Origin of the sequence: Neglectibacter timonensis, from assembly GCF_900048895.1 — a bacterium.
GTDB lineage: Bacteria > Bacillota > Clostridia > Oscillospirales > Acutalibacteraceae > Acutalibacter > Acutalibacter timonensis.
Genome location: NZ_LT160640.1, coordinates 29876 through 47111, shown reverse-complemented (window position 1 = coordinate 47111; position 17236 = coordinate 29876). Strand labels below are relative to the sequence as shown.

General features: G+C 49.8%; 17 protein-coding genes, 1 tRNA gene and 1 pseudogene. 2 read left to right on the top strand and 17 right to left on the bottom strand.

What is annotated here, in order from left to right; genetic code table 11:
* Positions 1–207 precede the first annotated feature (207 nt).
* The 8 genes from BN3911_RS09055 to BN3911_RS09020 form a co-directional block, all read right to left on the bottom strand.
* The gene (locus tag BN3911_RS09055; RefSeq protein WP_066864497.1) at positions 208–918 is read right to left on the bottom strand and encodes a SanA/YdcF family protein; all 711 of its coding nucleotides are present in this window, start codon (positions 916–918) and stop codon (positions 208–210) included.
* A 16-nt stretch (positions 919–934) separates the two neighbouring features.
* Complete coding sequence (gene asnA / locus BN3911_RS09050) at positions 935–1936, bottom strand: aspartate--ammonia ligase (RefSeq protein WP_066864493.1); 1002 nt, start codon at positions 1934–1936, stop codon at positions 935–937.
* Between the two features lie 70 nt (positions 1937–2006).
* On the bottom strand, positions 2007–2219 hold the full coding sequence (locus BN3911_RS09045) for a hypothetical protein (RefSeq protein WP_066864491.1): 213 nt from the start codon (positions 2217–2219) through the stop codon (positions 2007–2009).
* Entirely contained in the window at positions 2203–2658 is a 456-nt protein-coding gene (locus BN3911_RS09040) for a hypothetical protein (protein WP_066864489.1), read from the bottom strand. The genes BN3911_RS09045 and BN3911_RS09040 overlap by 17 nt, the downstream gene beginning before the upstream one ends.
* 34 nt (positions 2659–2692) lie before the next feature.
* Positions 2693–2890, bottom strand: a complete 198-nt coding sequence (locus tag BN3911_RS09035) for a helix-turn-helix transcriptional regulator (protein ID WP_066864487.1) — start codon at positions 2888–2890, stop codon at positions 2693–2695.
* 205 nt (positions 2891–3095) lie between these two features.
* The gene (locus BN3911_RS09030; protein ID WP_082942212.1) at positions 3096–4253 is read right to left on the bottom strand and encodes a DUF3089 domain-containing protein; all 1158 of its coding nucleotides are present in this window, start codon (positions 4251–4253) and stop codon (positions 3096–3098) included.
* 174 nt (positions 4254–4427) lie between these two features.
* Positions 4428–4946, bottom strand: a complete 519-nt coding sequence (locus BN3911_RS09025) for a GNAT family N-acetyltransferase (protein ID WP_066867668.1) — start codon at positions 4944–4946, stop codon at positions 4428–4430.
* 156 nt (positions 4947–5102) lie between these two features.
* On the bottom strand, positions 5103–6488 hold the full coding sequence (locus tag BN3911_RS09020; RefSeq protein ID WP_066867665.1) for an MATE family efflux transporter: 1386 nt from the start codon (positions 6486–6488) through the stop codon (positions 5103–5105).
* Positions 6489–6628: 140 nt separating this feature from the next.
* On the opposite strand from BN3911_RS09020, the gene BN3911_RS09015 reads away from it, so the two are divergent.
* Entirely contained in the window at positions 6629–7087 is a 459-nt protein-coding gene (locus BN3911_RS09015; protein WP_066867662.1) for an Lrp/AsnC family transcriptional regulator, read from the top strand.
* A 122-nt stretch (positions 7088–7209) separates the two neighbouring features.
* On the opposite strand, the gene BN3911_RS09010 is transcribed toward BN3911_RS09015, so the two are convergent.
* The 3 genes from BN3911_RS09010 to BN3911_RS09000 all read right to left on the bottom strand — a co-directional run bounded on the left by BN3911_RS09010 (position 7210) and on the right by BN3911_RS09000 (position 10710).
* A complete protein-coding gene (locus tag BN3911_RS09010) occupies positions 7210–8217 on the bottom strand; it encodes a LacI family DNA-binding transcriptional regulator (RefSeq protein WP_066864485.1) in 1008 nt (335 codons plus the stop codon).
* 27 nt (positions 8218–8244) lie between these two features.
* Positions 8245–9624 (bottom strand): glycoside hydrolase family protein, encoded by a 1380-nt coding sequence (locus BN3911_RS09005; RefSeq protein WP_066864483.1) that lies wholly within the window; start codon positions 9622–9624, stop codon positions 8245–8247.
* Between the two features lie 210 nt (positions 9625–9834).
* On the bottom strand, positions 9835–10710 hold the full coding sequence (locus BN3911_RS09000) for a D-psicose 3-epimerase (RefSeq protein ID WP_066867659.1): 876 nt from the start codon (positions 10708–10710) through the stop codon (positions 9835–9837).
* A gap of 361 nt (positions 10711–11071) precedes the next feature.
* On the opposite strand from BN3911_RS09000, the gene BN3911_RS08995 reads away from it, so the two are divergent.
* Positions 11072–12577, top strand: a complete 1506-nt coding sequence (locus BN3911_RS08995; protein ID WP_066864481.1) for a catalase — start codon at positions 11072–11074, stop codon at positions 12575–12577.
* A gap of 156 nt (positions 12578–12733) precedes the next feature.
* Here BN3911_RS08995 and BN3911_RS17780 read toward each other — a convergent pair.
* From BN3911_RS17780 to prfB, 6 genes and pseudogenes are all read right to left on the bottom strand, one after another.
* Positions 12734–12982: pseudogene (locus BN3911_RS17780) on the bottom strand (DUF6809 family protein); the annotation flags it as partial.
* Between the two features lie 192 nt (positions 12983–13174).
* Complete coding sequence (locus tag BN3911_RS08985; protein WP_066864479.1) at positions 13175–13681, bottom strand: hypothetical protein; 507 nt, start codon at positions 13679–13681, stop codon at positions 13175–13177.
* A gap of 213 nt (positions 13682–13894) precedes the next feature.
* Positions 13895–13981 (bottom strand) — tRNA-Leu (locus tag BN3911_RS08980).
* A 58-nt stretch (positions 13982–14039) separates the two neighbouring features.
* Positions 14040–15299, bottom strand: a complete 1260-nt coding sequence (ectB, locus tag BN3911_RS08975; RefSeq protein WP_066864477.1) for a diaminobutyrate--2-oxoglutarate transaminase — start codon at positions 15297–15299, stop codon at positions 14040–14042.
* A 208-nt stretch (positions 15300–15507) separates the two neighbouring features.
* Positions 15508–16020 (bottom strand): GNAT family N-acetyltransferase, encoded by a 513-nt coding sequence (locus BN3911_RS08970; RefSeq protein ID WP_066864476.1) that lies wholly within the window; start codon positions 16018–16020, stop codon positions 15508–15510.
* Between the two features lie 56 nt (positions 16021–16076).
* Complete coding sequence (prfB, locus tag BN3911_RS08965) at positions 16077–17204, bottom strand: peptide chain release factor 2 (protein WP_066864474.1); 1128 nt, start codon at positions 17202–17204, stop codon at positions 16077–16079.
* Positions 17205–17236 lie beyond the last annotated feature (32 nt).

Genomic DNA, 17236 nt, shown 5'->3' with positions numbered 1-17236 from the left:
CCAACCCAAGCCAAACGCAGCAGAAAACAGGAACATTCCCGTTTTCCACTGTAAATCGCAGGCAACTGCGGTTATTATAGCATAGCCAAAAGGAAAAAACAAGAAATGGTTCAGCAGATGCCTCAGAGCGCCTGCCCAACCGCCTTATATTCATGATATTGCCAGTACTGCCAGCACTTTGCATTCGTCTTATACACAGAAGAAAACTTACTCCAAATTTCCATCATTGGTCAAATTCCCATTGCCGTTCACCGGGATAGCTTTCCCCAGATAGGTGGGCTTTGGCTTGAGAATGCAGGTGAGGAAATCTTTATCCCGCGCCAAAATTTCACGCAGGTCTCTGGCGGTCTGACCGCTGTAGGTTCTGGGATCGGCAGGCACACCCCAGGCTTCTATCCCCAGTCGCTTCGCAATGTACAGTGCCCGCGATAAATGGTACTCCTGCGTTACAATGACCATCCGCCTGACCTGAAAGATATCCCGGGCCCGATAAACGCTTTCATAGGTAGAAAAACCTGCATGATCCATGAATACATCCTCTGAGGGAACACCTTGTTCCTCAGCAAACCGTTTCATAGCATTGACCTCATCATATTCTTCCCTGCCGTGATCCCCGCTGACCAACAGCTTGGGGGCTGCTTCCTTTTGGTAAAGAGCTACCCCCTGCTGAAGCCTGTCATGCAGCATAGGGCTGGGAGAACCGTCGGCTTCCAGGCCGCATCCCAGTACCAAAACACAGTCTATTTCTTCCAGCTCTGCCGCTTGTTCCTCGGTAAGGATTCTGTCCTGCACGGAGGCCTGCACATAGGTATTCACACCAAAAACAGCCCCGATCCCCGCCGCAAAAAGCAGAATCAGACCGAAAAGGAGCCGCCTAATCAGTAATTTCCTCTTATTTTCCCGCGCTTCCCGCCTCATAGACTCCCCCGGCCTGTCACAACAGGACTATCTGGTTTTCCCGGCAGATACGCCGGGTTTCTTTATCCCACATGGAGGCCTGCACTTCGCCTATGTGGGCCTTTCCCAGCAGAAGCATGCAAAGCCTGCTCTGGCCGATTCCACCGCCAATTGTCAGCGGCAGCTCACCTTCAAGCAGCATGCGGTGGAACGGCAGATTCCGTCTCTCCTCACAACCTGCCTCCGCCAGCTGCCGGTCCAGAGTTTCCGCATCCACGCGTATTCCCATGCTGCTGATCTCCATTGCAAGGCCGAGCACATCGTGCCAAAAAAGCAGATCCCCGTTGAGTGACCAGTCATCATAATCCGGCGCCCTGCCGTCATGGCGGGCGCCGCTTTTCAGCTTTCCGCCAATTTTCTCAATAAACACGGTTTTGTGCTCCCTGACTACAGCGTTTTCCCGTTCTTTCGGGGTGAGCTCCGGCCAGCGATCCTCCAATTCCTGTGCTGTGACAAAGGTCACTTCACGGCACAGCTCTGTCTCCAAATTGGAGAACTGCCATTTCAATTCATCCAGCGTGCCACAGATGGCGCTGACGATCCGCCGCACAGTTTCCTGCAGATAGGGTTCGCTGCGCATGTTCCGGTCGATCACCTTTTCCCAGTCCCACTGGTCCACATAGATGGAATGCAGGTTGTCCAGCTCCTCGTCCCGGCGAATGGCATTCATATCTGTCACCAGACCGTTACCCACAAAAAACTCATAGTCATGAAGCGCCAGCCGCTTCCATTTCGCCAGGGAGTGGACCACCTGGGCGTCCTTTCCAACCGCCGGCACGTCAAAGCTTACAGGGCGCTCCACTCCGTTGAGATCGTCGTTTAATCCTGTTGCCGGATCCACAAACAGCGGCGCAGTCACCCGCTTCAAGTGCAGTGCAGCGCTCAGTTTAACCTGGAATACGTTTTTGATCAGCCCAATGGCCCTCTGCGTTTCATAAAGGCTGAGAGCCGCCTGATATCCTTCCGGTATAATGGTCATGCTTCATTACTCCCATCCGAACACTAATTTCTACTCTTTATTATAGCAATGGACCGGAAAGAAAGAAAGACTATTTTTTTCGTTTCTCTGCAAAGCTTACAATCAGCATCGCAGCTCCCAACAACGCCAACAGGCAGCCGGAACCTTCCAAGAATCCCATCCAGAAATCCGGCAGCATTCCAAATGTTCCCAAAAGCCGGCCGGCCGCCGCAATCACGGCCCCGGCCGGAAGCAGCCATGGCCAGTATTTTAGAAAGGCATTTTCCCTATTCTTCATCTTCATCTTCATCTTCCCTCCTCTTTCTGTGATACAGCTTTTGGAAAACAGACACCAAAAATATCACGATCAGGAATACCGCTTCCAGAACCATTCCCCCCTGGGAAGTAAGCATATACCCATCCGTGAGGCTTTCTGTACCGGCTGCCAGATGAAAGAAGCTCATTCCCAAAATAGCCATTCCTGCAATCCCCAATACTGCATAGAATGCGGTCTGCCCTTTTCCCATGGGATAAATCTCCAAAAAGATGAATTCACAGAAACAGAGGCTGATTGCGGCCCAGACAATCAATATGTTTTCCCACATTCCCTCCGCCCAGACGATCCCTTCTTCTTTCAGGAACGCATTAGCTATCAGCAAAACCACCAGCAGAATCAAGGTATGCTGAAACACATTGCCTCTCTGCAGCAGCTGCCGCTCGTCCAGATTATTTCGACACCTCATCTATTAAAACTCCCTTCTCAAATCAATCCGGCTTTTAGGAATCCCAAAACAGTTCATCCAGGGTTTTGCCAAGAACCTTGCAGATTTCAATACAGAGCCTGACCGTAGGATTATAATCTCCCCGTTCGATGGCAACGATTGTCTGACGGGTTACACTTACCGCATCAGCCAGCTCCTGCTGCGTCATATCCATTGCCGCCCGTGCCGCTTTCAACTTTAGATTCTTACCCATCTCACCACCTCTGCTTAATATTGTATGATATATAATCTAAAATGTCAATTATATTTGACTTTACACTATGAACCATCCAAATAGGGCGCCACTCGTATGGAGAAATGACGCAGGATGGAAGCGGCCAGCCCACACGCACAAAATCCCCCTGAAACGGCCTGTACGAAAACCGTTCTAGGGGGATTCTCCCGATTTATCAGCCAATTCAGGCTACAGCAGCACTGGCACTTTCCTGATATGCAGCATACCGGTCTCCCACATTCTTCTGTAGGTTCCGGTAAAAAAACATATAGTCATACAGATGATAGACACCTTCTGGAAAAGACGAATTCAAATAATCTGCCTCTTTGATATCCGGAACTTTCAGTGTTCCCCGCCTGAGATCGAGATAAGCCCCTGTAAGCTGCGGGATTTCCGAAGTGATCCTGCCTTCGGAATTGATAAAACAGGCGCCCAGATTTTCTGACCGGCCGGCACTGGTACCGTCGGTCTTCCAATTCAGAGGATTGATGGAAAGGGCCTTTTCCCCCAAAGGAACCATCAGCGAATCCTCCACTTCAACAGCTTCGGTATTGTAGGATATGATCACTCCAAGATCTGTCTCACCCTGTGCCATTTTCAGCCAGGGCGCTTCTTCCAGATCCTTCTCTGTCACACGCCAACCCGGGCAATAAGCCGCGATCAACAATTCCCTGTACTCCTCCTGCTGGAAGACATCCTTGAGCAGTCGGAGCACCATATCGGATCCCTGGGAAAAACCGGCTAAAAAAAACGGCCTGCCGCCATTGTAGTTTTCCATGTAATAGAGAAACGCCTCTTTGACATCTTCATAGGCAATCTCAAAATAGGGTTCGGCCTCTTCCTTGGGCAGTGAATAAACAGAAAAAGCCGCCTCCCTGTAATAGGGGGAGAAAACACGGGCCGTACCGTCATAGATACCACGCTGCATGGTCATGGCGCCCTTTAACTTTTCCTTCATTCCAGCGTCCTCCAGCGACAAGTTATAGTTGCCGGCAGTCCCCATATCGACAGTCGGACTGAGAAGAAATACATCAGCCGGTTTAGAGGAATCCTTTTCCAGGCAGGCCCAATATTCCAGACTTTCATACCGCGATCTCTTTCTGCTGAGCTCTTCCCTCAAAATCCCCCTTTCCTGCAGCCTATCCTCTTCGGAGGAAACTGCCGGGCTGTCGCTCTCCCCCAAATTCACGCTTTCGGAGGCAAAAGATTCGTTTTTGACAGAGCTTTCCAATTCCTGCGCTTTCCCTGTACAGGCATACATAGTAAACATCAGAAGAGCCGACAGAAAAATCCCAGCCCAACACCTAGCGCCTTTTTTAATGCTTCTCACTATTCTGTTCATTGTCCTTTCTTAAGTTCGAGAATCTTCTCTGCCCAATTCTCTGCAAGACCCGTTCGGAATTCCGTTCTGCCGGCAAAACCGGAAAACAAGACCTCCTCATCTGCATTCGCATATTGATTTTACAAACGGAAATCCTTTTACAACTAAGCGTGTTTATAAAGCCTTATAAAACGTTTATACGCCTCTCTCTATGCCATACAACAAAAAATTCATATCCACACATCGAAAATTCTTTATATCCCTATCAACTATCTTCATGCCAATTCTGACCGCAACATTTTGTGACGAACTATTCGTCTCCCGAATCATGGAATACACTGCGTCCGCATCAAGAGCAGTGTATGCATATTCTTTGCACGCCATTGCAGCCTCCGTTGCATATCCTTTATGCCAATAAGCCTTTTGAAATAGATATCCTATTTCAAGCACATTCTTGCTTTTCCAGTTTTGTATTGTCAGGCCACATTGGCCGATCATTTCATTATTTTCCTTTAACACAACAGCCCAAAGCCCAAAACCAAGCGTCTCGTATCTTTTAATGTGTCTGTTTAACCAGCTCTGAACTTCTCCCTCTGTAAATGCACTTTCATAGGAGGCCCGCATTACTTCTTCATCGCACATGATTTTGCACAGTGCACCAAAATCATCTTGTGTCATTTCACGTATAACCAGTCTATCGGTTTCTAACATCATGTACTCTCCCCCCATCAGAGCACCATTTTAAAAGATAAAACTCCATGAAAACCTGTTGCCGGGGAGCTCCCGCATTCCTGCTTTTATTTTAACTCTGCCCGGTCAAAAGTGCAAGACGCTTCTTCTGACAGTAAAATCCCGGTAGAAGCAATACCCTCATGAGGAAATTTTCGGCTCGACCGCCTTTTCGAGCAAATCTGCGGCTGCCCAGCAAATCAATTTTTTCTTTTTTATTCTGTAATAGACCAATCCGGTAATATCTGCCAGTCCCCAGCCAATCGGCACAGACCACCAGATTCCCGTCACTCCTAAAAAGGGAATCGAGGAAAGAAGATAGGCCAACGCCACACGGGTTCCCAAAGAAATCATCGTAAGGACTACCGACATTCCAGGCTTTGCCAGCGCCCTGTACAGTCCATACAGCAAAAACAGGCAGCCGATTCCACAATAGAAAGCCCCCTCGATCCGCAGATAGCGAACTCCTTCAACTATCACCGCCCCCTCTTCCGCACTGACAAAAAGCTGCATCAGCGGACGCGCAAACACACAGACAAGCACAGAAACCGCCGTGCAGAATGCCAAAGCGGCCAGCACAGCCCCTTTCAGCCCGGAACGAATCCTCTTTTCCTGCCGGGCTCCATAATTTTGAGCAATAAACGTAGAAAATGCATTTCCGAAATCCTGTACTGGCATATAGGCAAAGGAGTCTATCTTCACAGCGGCTGCAAAGGCCGCCATCACCGTTGTTCCAAAGCTGTTTACGAGCCCTTGTACCATCAAAATTCCCAGGTTCATTACAGATTGCTGGATACAGGTCAAAAAAGAAAAGCTTCCGATTTCTTTCAAGCATCTCCAGCGGATACGGCAGTGCTTCCTGGAAATCCGCAGGTTGGGAAAGCTTACCCAGGTATATACCGAAATTCCGATTCCGGAAACAAACTGAGAAAGGACGGTTGCTTCCGCCGCGCCTGCCACACCCCGGCCGAGACCCAGCACAAACCAAAAATCCAGCGCAATATTCAGCAGGGCAGAAACCGCCAGGAACAGCAGAGGCGCCAGAGAATTTCCTACGGCGCGTAAAAGCGACGCAAAATAGTTGTATAGAAAGGTAGCCGCAATACCGCAAAAAATAACCGACAGGTATTCCTTCATCAACCCACATATTTCTTCGGGAACCTGCAGAAAAAGAATCATACCATCCATACCTGCCAACGTAGCCACATTTAACAGTACGGTAAAAAACAGAATCAGCAGGAAGGATGCAAAAATCCCTTCTTTCAGCGCATTCTCGTCTTTCTGGCCAAAACGGATGGAAAACACAGCGCTGCTGCCCATACACAGGCCCAACAAAATAGAGGTCAGAAAGGTCATCAGCGTATAGGAAGACCCCACTGCCGCCAATGCATTCGCGCCCAAAAAACGCCCGACAATTAAGGTGTCCGCCACGTTATAGCACTGCTGCAGCAAATTTCCCACAATCATGGGAATCGCAAAACGAAGCATGGTCTTCATGACAGGACCGTGCGTCAGATCTCCATTCATTTCTTTCTCCCGCTTACGTTTCGAAATTTTCATATTACATATCGAAACAATTTTATCAATCAGTTTTATAAATGTCAATCTTCCAATTGCATTTTCAGCAAATCTTTTCTATAATGAAAAAAACTGCCGGAGGTTTTCTCATGTTTCTGGACGGACTGGACGAACTGGATCAAAAAATCGTGCAGCTGCTGATAAAGAACGCCCGCATTTCCTACTCTGAGCTAGGAGAACAGGTGGGTATTTCCAGGGTTGCTGTCAAAATGAGGGTGCAGGCATTGGAGAAACGCGGTATCATCGAAGAATACACAACCATAGTCAATCCGCAAAAAATCAGCGGTGCGGTTTCCTGTTATTTTGAAATGGAATTCCTGCCGGAGGCGCTGGCACAGGCGACCACACTCCTCTTTCAGAATGAAACCGTCACGCAGATCTACCGCGTCACCGGGAGAGACAAGCTCCATGTCCATGCAGTGGCGTCTTCTCAAGAAGAAATGGAAAAGCTGATTCAGGAGACGATTGACCGTCTGCCCGGTGTGGTGAGCTGCAGCTGTAACAGCATCCTCTCCCGCATCAAGGATATCAAGGGGCTGCGGCTATAAGGCCCGGACAGAAATTCCGCTTTTCACCGCTTTCTTGCTAAGAGGCCAAACGTGGAATTCGCTATTATGGAACAGAGACTGCTGCAAAAACCTTCGCAGCAGTCTCTGTTTTCTCCTGGCCTTTAATAATTCTGCAGTCCTTCAGAGCCTCGCAGAATCAATTGGCTGGACAGCATAATTTTCCTGATAGGAAGCGATGGATCCTGCATCCTTCCCACCAGACACCGCGCCGCCTCTGTCCCCATCTTTTTCAAAGGCGGACGGATAGAAGAAACCCCCGGATGAAAAACGGCTCTCCATCCATCATCATCATAGCCAACAAGACGGATATCCTTTCCGGCAATCTTCCCTTTTTCCGACAAAGCCTTGACACATCCCAAAGTCATCAAATTATTGCAGACCAGCAGACTGTCTATTTTTTCTCTTTCCAGCAGCCTGCAGGCTGCTGTGTACCCGCCCTCTAAGGTAGAACCGCCGTCTGCTATCCAATTTTCTCTCGGCTCTATCCCCGCAGCCATCAGGGCGGTCTTGTACCCCTCAATCCGTTCCGCGCTGGTATCGGCCGACGGGGTGCCGCCGATACATCCCACGGCTTTTCCTCCGGAGGCAAGCATAGCCTTTACGGCTTCACTGCAGGCTTTCCGTCCGTCAATCATCACATGATCCGCCTGTTCTCCTCCAAAGGTTTCGATACATACCACGGGACAGCTGAGCTTTTGAAACAGCAGCCTGTTTTCCCGGTAGGATTGTCCAAAGACAATGACCCCGTCAACCTGCCAGGAGGCAAATTCCCGTACAGCACGCTGAATGCGGGATTCCTGTGCCGTGCTTCCCTCCGCATTGCCGATAATCATGCTGTAATTTTCAGTTTCCAACACGGATTCGATCCCTTCCAGTATTTCCAGGAAAAAGGAATTGGCATAGCCGTTGACCATCACCCCAACGGTGAAAGATCTGCCTGCACGAAGCAGTCGGGCAGCCGAATTATTCACATAGCCCAATTCTTCCAAGGCCTGATGAACCCTTTCAACCGTCTCCGGTTTAACGTACCGTGTCCGGTTCATCACATGGGAAACCGTAGTTGCAGACACTCCTGCAAGATTTGCAACATCCTTTAAGCTTACAGCCATATTCAGGCCCCCTTTGGCAGCTGCGAATTATTTCACTTTGGCTATGTTAGATGATACTATCGTGAGTTCACCGCTGTCAACATAGAGCACTATCTTTTTTCCCTGTTTTTGATACATGCGCACGTTCAGTGCAACCCCGTCAAGGAAGCAGGTGGCAATGGTGCCATCCACAACCAGCTGCAGGACGCACTCCCTTCCAGGTTCCAGGAAAACCGGGCGGTCCAGCCCTATATTCTGACACCGATACCAGTTTTGATTAGGGGTCTTGTCGAACAGCATCCTATTTTCAGAGACCGCTATGTGGAACCGGTAGGCGTCTCCATCATAGTCATCCTCATAGAGCCGTACCCCAAAGCTGTGAGTGTTCTCACTGAACCGGATTCGAGCTTCATAACAGAAAGTATCCCCGATTTCATCTGCCACGTCCAATTCAGCCACACCGTCCTGATTGAAAATCCGGCCGATTTGTGTAGACTGGGGCTCACCAAAAAAGCGACGGACCGTGTCAGGCGTCTTAGTGCCCAGGGTTCCGTCCGGACGCTGATACACCTCCAGTACGACGAGAGTGCCTCCCCAGTGCCAGTTTCCCATATCGCTTTCCCCTACGCGTGTGGGGACCCATCCGAACAGAAAACGTCCCTGTTCACTGGCAGCACTGCGTGCGGCATAGTAAGCCCTCCCATCAAAGGCATCATCTTTCGGCGCAGCCCACGGGCCATGAAGGGAACGGCTCATCCTGTAAACCGTTTTGCTCTTTTCGCTGTATTCTGTGGTCAACAGATACCACCAGTCGCCGATTCGGAACAGATCGGGCATTTCGTGCATACTGTAGAGATTCGGCGCCCAAAAATCCCCCTGGAATTCCCAATGCTCCAAATCCTTCGAGGTATACCAGACTGTGCAGCCGGTGCGTACCTTTTTCCCCTCCAGCTTGCGTGCCCCCAGTATCATAATGTATTCTTCGCTGCCCTCATCCCATAGGATATAGGGATCTCTCCAGTCATTTCCATCATAGCCCTCCGGGGCGGGAAGGAAAAACTCCCCGCACTTTTCCCAATGCAGCAAGTCGTCGCTGACTGCGCGCATCAAGGCCTGGGAAGGCTTCCCTTGCTTAGGGTAATTGCGGTTATATACCGCATACAGGGCGTGAAAGCGGCCTTCTCCCTGGAAGACGCTGCCGGCGTAGATGTATTGGTCGGGATCCTCCTCCCCTCCTTTTGCGATAGCTACTCCCTTGTCTTCATAGTGCACAAAATCCTCTGTCACTGCCAGAGACCATTCGAAGGGTTCAAAAGGGACAGGATCCCGGCTGTCCCTTTGGTGGAACACATAGAACTTGCCGTTGTGATAAAACGGCATACAATCCCCAAAATATGCATTTTCCGGCTGATAATAAATCTTTTGCATCTGTTTCTCCCTCATTTCATAGACTAAAAGCAAACGATTGCGCAATCGTTTGCTTTTAGTCTATTCGATCGAATGGTAAAAGTAAAGCGTCAAATCTCACAAAAGAAACAAATGCTTTTTGTTAAACAAGCAGAAGCCGCCAAAATATAGGACTGCAGCAGCGCCATCGGCGCTGCTGCAGTCCCCGTTTCACAGTTCTTCTGATTCAACTCACCGCTCAAACACATGGCGCACAAACTCGAGCGCGCCCTTGGCATCCCGGTCCAGCCTCTCCTCATCGGCATCCGGCACCAGATCCCGCCAGACCTTGATCTCTTTTCCAATCGTTCCACCGCTCATCACAAAAGGTTCCATTACTGCAGCGCCCTGGTAATCGATGTCGCGCAGCGCTTGACCAATCTCCGCCCACGGCAGGGTCCCTATGCCGGGCACAAGCCGGTTCTGCTCGCCGAGGTGCAAATGCCCCAGCTTATCTCCTGCCATACGGATGGCCGCCGCCATGTTATCCTCCTCAATGTTCATGTGGAAGGTATCCAGCATGACTTTGACATGAGTGCTTCCCACAGCGTCCACAAAGCGCAGCGCTTCCTCGCAGGTATTGAGCATATATCCCTCGTAGCGGTTGAGCACCTCCATGCCCAGCGTCACATCGTATTCCTCGGCAACCTTGGCCAAAACACGCATGTTCTGTATGGCACGTTCCGTATCGGCTTCCTTGTCCATCGGCAGCGCCATGTCCAGCGGCCAGTAAGAGTACAGTCCGCCGCCCAGAATTTTGATATCCATCAGATGAAGCTTCGGGATTAGGTTGGTAAAAAACTGCATTGCCCGTTTGACCACCTCCGGATCCGGAGAACAGATATTCTGTTCCTTGGTTGGACCGTAACCGGCAGTGAGGATTACACCGTTTTCTTCAGCGCACTTTTTCAGCTCCAGCAGCTGCTTATCCTCCGTATAGTCGCTCTGCAGCGCGGCGCAGGAGATTTCCAGAATGTCGAAGCCCAATTGCTTTACTTTCTGGATATAGTACTTGTAATCCGAGGACCATTCCCTGGTCCAATAAGCATTGTAAATCCCATATTTCATTTCAAAATCCTCCATATGCTTTCTCTTGGAAAAACAATCTCAGGGCGCCGCAGCACACGATGCGGCTTCTCCAGATAAACGATACCGCACCCCATCCGTTCTGTCAATCACAATTTTCTGCATCCTTACGGCCGGACACAAGTCAGAACGCACCAGCGCCTGTCGATCCTCCGCTAAATCCTGCAGGGTTCAAATCTGCCGGTCATATCCAGATTTCCAAAAAGCTTAATCTCTATTGCTTCCATGCAATGCGCCATACATCAATAGTTCAAATTCTCAAAAAGTTTTCCTTGATTTTCCATAAAAATTGTGGTATTTTAAAAATAAGATTAAATATTATTTTTAGAAAGAGGTGTGAATCATGGAAAACAAAAAGCTGACGAATGAAGCAGGCGCGCCAGTAGCAGAAAATGAGCATTCCTTAACGGCGGGTCCGCGGGGCCCTGTCATGCTGCAGGATGTCTGGCTGCTGGAAAAACTGGCCCATTTTGATCGGGAAGTGATACCGGAACGACGCATGCACGCAAAAGGCTGGGGAGCCTACGGCTGCCTGACCGTTACTCATGACATTTCCCAGTGGACGAAAGCTAAAGTTCTTCAGCCTGGAGCCAAGACAGAGCTTTTCCTCCGTTTTTCCACGGTGGCTGGAGAGCGTGGTGCGGCGGATGCCGAACGGGATATCCGCGGTGTTGCGGTCAAATTTTATACGGAAGAAGGAAACTGGGATCTGGTTGGCAACAACACGCCGACTTTCTTCCTTCGGGATGTACATAATTTTCCCGACCTGAACCGGGCCGTCAAGCGGGATCCCCGAACCGGTATGCGCTCCGCCCAAAACAATTGGGACTTTTGGACGCTGCTGCCGGAGACCTTCCACCAGACCACAGTGGTCATGTCAGACCGGGGGATTCCCGCCTCCTTCCGGCACATGCATTTCTATGGGGAGCACACGTTTTCCTTCTACAACGATAAAAATGAGCGGGTGTGGTGCAAATTCCACTTCAGAACGCAGCAAGGAATTAAAAATCTGACGGATGCAGAAGCAGAAGCCCTCATTGCCAAAGACCGGGAGAGCCATGGCAGGGATCTTTACGAGGCCATTGAGCGCGGAGAATACCCCAGATGGACAATGTACGTTCAGATTATGACCGAAGAGCAGGCCCTCAAGCATTATGAAAACCCCTTTGACATCACCAAAATCTGGCGGCACAGTGAGTACCCGCTCCATGAGGTAGGCGTACTCGAGCTCAACCGGAATCCGGAAAACTACTTTGCCGAGGTGGAGCAGGCCGCTTTCACCCCTGCCCACGTGGTGCCCGGCATCGGCTTTTCTCCCGACAAATTCTTGCAAGGTCGGCTCTTCGTATACGGCGATGCTCAGCGCTACCGTTTGGGGGTCAACTACAACCAGATTCCTGTCAACCGCCCCAAGGTGGAGGTTCATGACTATCATAGAGACGGTTTCATGCGCACTGACGGCAACTATGGCGGAGCTCCGGCTTACTCTCCAAACAGCCAGGGGGAATGGGCGGCTCAGCCCGAAGTGATGGAACCGCCGCTGGATCTCTCCGGCGCCATGTACGCTTATAACCCGCAGGAAGACCCTACGGATAACTGCTTCCGTGCAGGAGGCGATCTGTGGCGTGTCATGACCGAAGAGAAACGGGCCTTGCTGATTGAAAACACTGCCAGAAACATCGAGCCAGTCACGGAAAACATCAAGTACCGTCATGCGGTACATTGCTACTGGGCCGATCACTCCTATGGGGAGCGCATTACAGCGGCCATGGGTCTTGATCTTGAAAAAGTGAAAAAGCTGGCGGAAGGGGATCACAAAACCCTGATTGAAGCCACGCTGCACGACTGACCGCAGGATTTGCTGGTTTTTTGAAAAAAACTGATAAAGGGGGCGCCGCAGTTTTTACTGCGGCGCCCCCTTTATCATGACTGTCTGCCTGAGTCCATCTGTCCTGTGCTGCCGGTCCGCGCAGGGAATCTCCCACTTCCGAAACCGGTTAGACTCTCACAATTCTTCCATTCCTATGAATGCCTCCGCGGTCATAATCAAGCCCGCCTTGAACCCATAAACAAGGCTCCTAACCGCGGTAAGCTGGTTTACTTCATTTTGCACGTCGGCATACTTTTGAAACAGGTCTTTCTCCTGCGTACCCAGCCTGTCCATCAATTCCTGCTCTATGACCGCCGCCAGCCCGATTGCCCTTCCATACTTTGAATCCTTGTCAAAAGACTGGGCTTCCGGTGATACGTTTCCATACGCAAATTCAAACGTATAGCATGGAGGTCATTTCTTCGCTTGAAAACATGAAAAAAGCTACATCTTGAAAAATCAAAATGTAGCTTTCAACTTGGTACGAATGTTCATAACGACAGAGGCGAAAGGCACTGTATCGTTGTGTTGTTTCGAGATACTGCTAATTTATCGGCTTGTGTCTTATTGAAAATATTATTTAGGAAGGTACAATGCATTCTTCATAAAGTATTCATGCTGTTCATGAATCAGTCTTTTGATTTCGTCGACATCGGTTAACGTTACATCGGGTATTTCCAGTACAAACGCACCGCATGCGGCTTTGATCTCCCCATCAGGAAACGTATAGGTATAAACGTGCTTGCCGCCCTTACAATATCCGCATTGTCCGCATTTTGCAAGGCGGTTATTGCGTGCCAAAATTCTTTCTCGTATAACATTGGCAAATTTGTCTGAGTAATACACGCACGATGAAAAACGCAATCCAAAAAAAGCTTTTTCCCCGCCCTCTCGGACGCCGAATCGTGCCAATACTCTGTTGTGAGCAAGGTTGCTAAACGAAAGGATAAACCCTTTTGTCCTTTTTTTCAGGGGCGTATAATCCAAGTTTATTAATGTTTCAATGATGGGCTGATAGACAAGCTTTTCTTCGTCGCTTATCATCTCATAAAATTCGAAAATAAACTCTTCCCATTTCTTCATTATAAACCTCCTGGATTTGTATAACACAACTCTACAGCAGTATACTACATTTCGCCCCAAGCAGCAAGTATGGACATTAACAAGATCGGCAAGCATCGCCGTTTGTCCCAAAAAGGCAGCTTGTCAGGGCTGCCCTGATATCCTCTAAAAGAAAACAAGGATAGTCAATAAAGACTATCCTTGTTTTTCGAATGTCGCTATGAACATTCAAACTGGTGCCGGTGGCCGGACTCGAACCGGCACGGTATCGCTACCGGTGGATTTTGAGTCCACTACGTCTGCCAATTCCATCACACCGGCATATTCTGGCGCAACGGAATCATTATACCCAGTACAGGCAAAAAAGTCAACTCTATTTTTACCGAATCACATTGGAAATGGAATTTTTGAGGATATCAAGTCCCTTTTTGAGGGTCTCCTCTTCTATGAGCAGTTCGGGCATCACCTTGACCACAGTATTCCCACGGCCTACACGTTCCACAATCAGGCCGTTTTTGAAGCATTCGTCCAGTACTTTTTTTGAAGTGACGCCGTCATGGTCAAAGCGCCAGAAATCCACGCCCCAGACAAAGCCCATGCCGCGGGTTTTTATTTTCTCCGGAGAAAGCGCCTGGATTTCCTCCATGGCCTGCGCGATGACGGCGGAAAGCTTCTGTACCCGCTCCTCCACATGTTCGTTGAGCATAACCTCCAAACCTGCTTTGGCGGCAATCATGGAAAGTTGATAGCCCCGGAAGGTACCGTTATGCTCGCCGGGTTCCCAAAGATCCAGCTCCGGCCGGATCAATACCAGTGCGAACGGCATGCCATAACCGCCGATGGATTTGGACTGGGTGACAATATCAGGTACGATACCCGCCCGTTCAAAGGAGAAAAAGGTACCGGTACGCGCACAGCCTACCTGCACATCGTCGACCACCATCAAAATATCATGCTTATCACAGATAGCACGGATCCCCTTCAGCCATTCCACATCAAACACATTGATGCCGCCGTCCGCCTGTACGGTTTCCAGCACAATAGCAGCTGGCTTGTCCACGCCCGAATGGTCATCCGTCAAAAGCGTTTCAATATAGTTCAGGGTGTCTAGTTCCGGAAACATATAAGGAGCAGGAATATGGGTCACATTGGTGAGGGGTACGCCTGCGCCGGCCCTGGAAGAAGCATCCGTCGTCATGGCGATCGAACCCAGCGTCATTCCGTGGAACGCGCCCATCATGGCAAAAATATTGGTGCGCTTTTTCACCTTTCGGGCGAGTTTCAAGGCCGCTTCCACCGCATTGGTCCCGGTAGGGCCTGCAAACTGAATTTTATAATTGAGCCCTCTGGGCTTCAAGATCTTTTCTTCATAAAATTCAATGAACTCACGCTTGGGCACTGTATACATATCCAGCGCATGCATAACACCGTCGCTCTCCAGATAAGAGAGCAGCCTTGACTTGATGTAGTCGTTGTTGTGCCCGTAGTTAAGCCCTCCCGCGCCGCAGAAGAAATCGATATATTCCCTGCCGTCCTCATCGTAAAGAAACGGCCCCTTGGCGGTGGTGAACACCGCAGGGAAATTGCGGCAGTAAGAGCGGACTTCAGATTCGTACGTTTCAAAAGCTTTTGTGTTCATTTGTACCATCCTTTCTACCATGCATTTCAGCATGATTCAGCGATCGCATTCAGCAACTGTCTCCTGCTAAATGGGGCTGTTCGCTTTCCAAGCAGAAATATTTTTGGAAAGCCAGCGGCAACCAGCCAATAGATTTATTGTTAGATTTTGGCTTAAAACATATTCTATCATAAAGAATTCAAATAGGAAAGGGGATTTTTCGACTTTCTTACCCTTTCCGCGCAGTGAAATAAAGAACTTGACCGGGCGAACCGTCTCCGTAAGGAAACTGTGAATTGCCTGGGACCGATCGAAACTCTCCATGGGTATATTCTGCCACCACCCTGTTCCAAAAATGTACGGAGGGGATGTTTTTAGGATGGTACTTCAGCTGCCAGGTTCCGGGAAAACGGTCAAACAGCGCAAAGGCCGCCTCCTTTCCCAATCCATGTTTCCGGTATGGGTACATGACGAAAAATTCCGACATGCAGAAGTCCGTCTTTTCCCCCGATTCTGGATAATCGTTGACCATGGCAAAACCGGCCAGCTTCCCGTCCGCCTTCAGAAAAAAGGCCCAGCGGTTTTCCTCCGTCCAGTAGTTATCCAGATAGGAATAGCCGTAAAGCCCCAGGGCATTCACGGTACCCCCGTCATATTGAGAAAACTCATACAGGTACTTTTCCAGCAGATTCCTAAGGATTTCCTTCTCTTCCTCTTGAATCGGAACCAGTTTCAGTTTCATAATTCAGCGTCCCTTTCCTGAAAAAACTGCGCCGCGGAGAATTGCGGCGCAGTTTTTTATTCAATATTCTCACCCAAGGTGCCCTGGCTCAGCGCGGTCAGATACGCGTTGATGAAACCATCCAACTCGCCGTCCATCACGGCGTTGACATTGCCGGTTTCAAATCCCGTACGATGATCCTTCACCATGGTATAAGGCATAAACACATAGGATCGGATTTGGCTGCCCCAAGTGATTTCTTTCTGCTCACCCTTGATGTCGGAAATCTTTTCCAGGTTTTCCCGTTCCTTAATCTCCACCAATTTCGAGATCAGCATCTTCATGGCTACATCCCTGTTCTGATACTGGCTGCGCTCCACCTGACAGGAGACAACTATTCCGGTGGGGATATGGATGAGGCGCACGGCAGAGGATGTCTTGTTAACCTTCTGGCCGCCTGCGCCGCTGGCGCGGTAAACCTCCATCCTGATGTCATCGGGATTGATCTCTACGCTGTTATCCTCATCAATTTCTGGCATAACCTCCAGAGAGGAAAAAGAGGTGTGCCGGCGGCCAGCCGCATCGAAGGGGGATACCCGTACCAATCTGTGAACGCCCGCTTCACTTTTCAAAAAGCCATAGGCATTCTCGCCTTCCACCAGGATAGAAGCGCTCTTCAGACCGGCCTCGTCTCCGTCCAGATAATCCAGGGTGCTCACCTTAAATCCGTGGCGCTCCCCCCAGCGGTTATACATGCGGAACAGCATTTCCGCCCAATCCTGCGCCTCTGTGCCGCCGGACCCCGCGTGGAAGGTGAGAATCGCATTGTTGGAGTCATATTCCCCGGTAAGCAGCGTGGAGAGCTTCATCGTTTCAATCTCACTGCCGATTGCATCCAATTCTGCCCTCACCTCAGGAATCAAAGACAAGTCCTCCGCCTCATCGCCCATCTCGATCAGCGCCAAGGCGTCGTCCGCCCGACCGCACAGCTTCTGATAGGTCTCATCCTTTCCCTTCAGGGCCGCCATTCTCTGTGTGATTCTCTGAGCTTCCGCCATATTATCCCAAAAGCCAGGCTCTGAGGCCTTATGCTCCAGCATCTCCACTTCTTCCCGCAGCTTTTCAAGCCCCAGCGCAACCTTCAGGCCGTCCAGTGCTTTTTCCTGTCCTTCCAGTTCTCGTTTCAACTCTTCAAATTGCAGCATATCTGTATCCTTAACCTCTCGTTTGCGGTTTT